The 3,236-nt window shown below is 43.2% G+C and carries 4 protein-coding genes and 1 pseudogene; all 5 read left to right on the top strand.

Features of this window, described 5'->3' with window-relative positions; translation table 11 throughout:
• Positions 1–129: 129 nt before the first annotated feature.
• Positions 130–660, top strand: coding sequence for a PKD domain-containing protein (locus tag ACTVJH_RS15670; protein WP_455992793.1), 531 nt, complete (start codon positions 130–132; stop codon positions 658–660).
• A gap of 204 nt (positions 661–864) precedes the next feature.
• Complete coding sequence (locus ACTVJH_RS15665) at positions 865–1,338, top strand: hypothetical protein (RefSeq protein ID WP_455992790.1); 474 nt, start codon at positions 865–867, stop codon at positions 1,336–1,338.
• A 307-nt stretch (positions 1,339–1,645) separates the two neighbouring features.
• Positions 1,646–1,909: pseudogene (locus ACTVJH_RS15660) on the top strand (DinB/UmuC family translesion DNA polymerase); the annotation flags it as partial.
• 105 nt (positions 1,910–2,014) lie between these two features.
• Positions 2,015–2,593 (top strand): hypothetical protein, encoded by a 579-nt coding sequence (locus ACTVJH_RS15655; RefSeq protein WP_455992787.1) that lies wholly within the window; start codon positions 2,015–2,017, stop codon positions 2,591–2,593.
• Between the two features lie 10 nt (positions 2,594–2,603).
• On the top strand, positions 2,604–3,236 hold a 633-nt coding region (locus ACTVJH_RS15650), incomplete at its 3' end, for a hypothetical protein (RefSeq protein ID WP_455992784.1).

Raw genomic sequence — 3,236 nt, 5'->3', positions numbered from 1 at the left:
TTTTTTGTATTCTATTGCGTGGAAACAAGAGAAATACTAAAAAACAAGGATCTCTTCAAGTAAAAAATTAGTTATTTCAGGATGTTTGTTCTAATTTTGAAAGCAAAATAAACTCCGAAAGTCGAGTCAATGATATTCGATAAAAATGATGATCTAAGTTGTTCTGGTTATATCGAATACGAGCCCTTTCTAGCCGTTCCTCATCCTGATACGCCCGCTATTGAAATGAATCGCAAACCGACCGCAAATGCCGGAACCAATCAGGTTATTTGTGATACTGCAAGCCTTGACGGAAGTGGTTCAATCGACCCTGATCAGGACTCATCAACATTAACCTATGAATGGCAACTTACCCATAGAACAAATTCAGCCTACAACAGGACAACAACCGGACAAAATCCAAATATAACAAATCTAGAAACAGGATTTTATGATGTTGTCCTGACTGTTACTGACGATAACGGGGAAAAAAGTACGGATATGATGCTGCTGGCCGCTTCGGGAAATTGTGGCGGTACAGGTACAAGCAATCAGGGCGATGTGGCTCCGTTAGTGCGACTGGAAAATGGCACTTATCGTTCATGCCCCGATGGGGAGGTCACCATCGGAGATGCAGTGATCGTGTTGCGAAGAAGTGTCGGCATGATTACATGGGAGTGATATCCTTTTGCTCGCCTACGGCGATGAACAACGAGATGTCATGCCGCAATCCATGCAACTCGTTGCCGGAAGAACCGGTCAAGCATACAACACGCGAAAAAATCGAAAGGGAGCCTTCTGGGAAGACAGGTATCACGCCACCGCTGTGGGCACGGATAGTCATCTTGTGCGATGCCTCATGTACATTGACCTTCACCCGATGAAATGCCGTTTACGGCCCTGCTTGCAGCAGGATTTCACCGGGTAAAGATGGTCAGGGCCGGTGTCGTCGATCATCCCGCCCTGTGGCCACACGGGGGTTACCATGAGATACTCAATCCCGGCAAACGCTACCGCGTCATCGCCCGTAATCGACTCGTATCACTGCTTGGTCTGCAACAAAACGAGGACCTCTCCAGTACATACGCCGGATGGATCAAAACAGCTTTGAGTGAGCGTTGTTCCAGGCAACCCTGCTGGAGCGACAGCATCGCCGTGGGTAGTCATGAATTTGTCGGACAGCTCCGAGAACGCCTCTCAGGCAGGCTTGTCAAACGAAATATCTACAAGGCGTTGCCAACCGAGCATTGCACGGTCAATCAGACCATCAAGCAAAGCAAGGTTCCCCAGCAGCATGTCACGCCTTTGCCGAGCCATGACGAACAGGACCTTCCAAGGCTGACAAGTTCATATGCTTAAAGAGCAACCCCCTTCTTACATCGCTTGTTTAGTGGACAAAATGGCCGTTCTAAGCGGTGAAAACGGGTTGTTTTGGGATCTTTATAACAATATTTCAAATATCTAGCGAGGTCCGACCTCGATAAGCACAAATTATGAAGAATCGGAAACTGACTGCAAAATGCGATTGCGTGAGAGGTATCAGCTGCCAAACCATTATCCCTGTTGCGGAGGGAAGTCCTTCAAAGCCCGGCAGTTGGACTGCGCCTCCCCTCCCGGTTGTGGGGAAGACTACTCGTAGCTTGGGGGGCTATGTCATTCTTTTGGTGCAGGGTGCAATAATATCGAGAGCCTTCATGAAGCCCTGGTATCCTATGTGGTACGGGCCGGAGAAAAACTGCGTCGAAAGAATCTTACGGCAGGAAACGTCCATGTTTTTCTGTCCACCAACCGGTTCCGCCCGGGGCCCAATATGCCAAATCAGGGGCCCATCCTTCATGCTCGCCAGCGATCTTTTTTCGATCCATCTCCCCAAGAAGTTTCTCAAACATACCCAACTTCCTCTAACTTCAGCATTCCTTATGAAAAATAAAAAAATCCAGTAGGAGCTTGTGTCAGACATACGGGTGGTGTACAGAATCAGGCCAAGAAGAAAAGATGTCTGACTAGACATTAAGCAAAACAAAGGAGGGCGAGAATGAAAACAGAGATAAAGGCTATTACCAGCATTTTATTCATCATGATATTTTCTGAAATATGCTCTGCTGGAGATTTTACTTTCAGAAAAACAAAATGGGGAATGACAACTGAGGATGTAAAGGCTTCAGAACCATTGCAAATTGCAAAAGAAGATGAAGGCATCTTAGGTTATAAAACTTCGGTCCTCGGAAAAAACGTATTTGTTGTTTATTTTTTTATCGATAATCAACTTACAAGAGCAAGGTATGCACTAGTTGAATCTCACTCCAACAAGAACGACTTCATAACTGACTACGAAGATTTCAAAAAAATTTTAATGAAAAAGTATGGGAATCCTTTTAAGGATGAGTCTTTTTGGAGAAACGATTTATACAAAGATGATTATTCACATTGGGGTACAGCAATAAGTCTCGGCCATTTAATATATTTTTCCAATTGGAAGACAGAGGATACGGAAATTAGCAATATGCTTATGGGTGAAAATTACGACATATCTTGCATCGTTGAATATAGTAGTACAAATCTAAAAGAAATAGAGAAAAAAGCCAAAGAGAAAAAAGCTTTTGAGGAATTTTGAGGATATTATCATGGAAAAATACTTAAGAATAATTTTTATTTTATTATTTTTTGTATGTGGTTGTTCTAACATACCATCAACAGAAGATATTGATAGCGATATACAAACAGTAAATACAGAAATAAACGATGCTAAAAATACTATTTTGCAATACTCAGGTGGTTTACTTGCTATTTTGGCAAATGTCCGTTTGGAAACGCTAAAAACAACAAAATCAATGCTTGAGCAAAAGCAAACGGGATTCAAGAGGTTTATTCCACTTTCCTATTCAATAGAGGGGAAAAGCTACGTCCCCCCAGCGAATAAAGATTCTTTGCTCCAGGAACTTAATAAGGATATTATGAATCTTCAACGCGATTTAACAAAAGCAAAAGAGGAATCTGCCCAGTACGGAGGCGGGCTTCTTGGAGTTTTATCTCTCACCCAGGTTGCGACAATTGAGAACTCTATAACATTCCTCAACCAGAAGCGTTTGCTGCTTAAACATGACATTCCTTATTATGACATCGTTCCTGCTCTAGTGTTGCGTCCGTTAAATAATTATACTATCATAGCCTCCAAATCAAGGAGGCGAAATGGGCAGGTCAGTACATATAGAATTAACGCCAGAGGATCGGGCAACGTTGGTCATGTGGGCACGTTC

The organism is Desulfoplanes sp. PS50, from assembly GCF_053851535.1.
The sequence above is the reverse complement of the archived record's forward strand: the minus strand, read 5'-3'. Positions and strand labels throughout refer to the sequence as shown.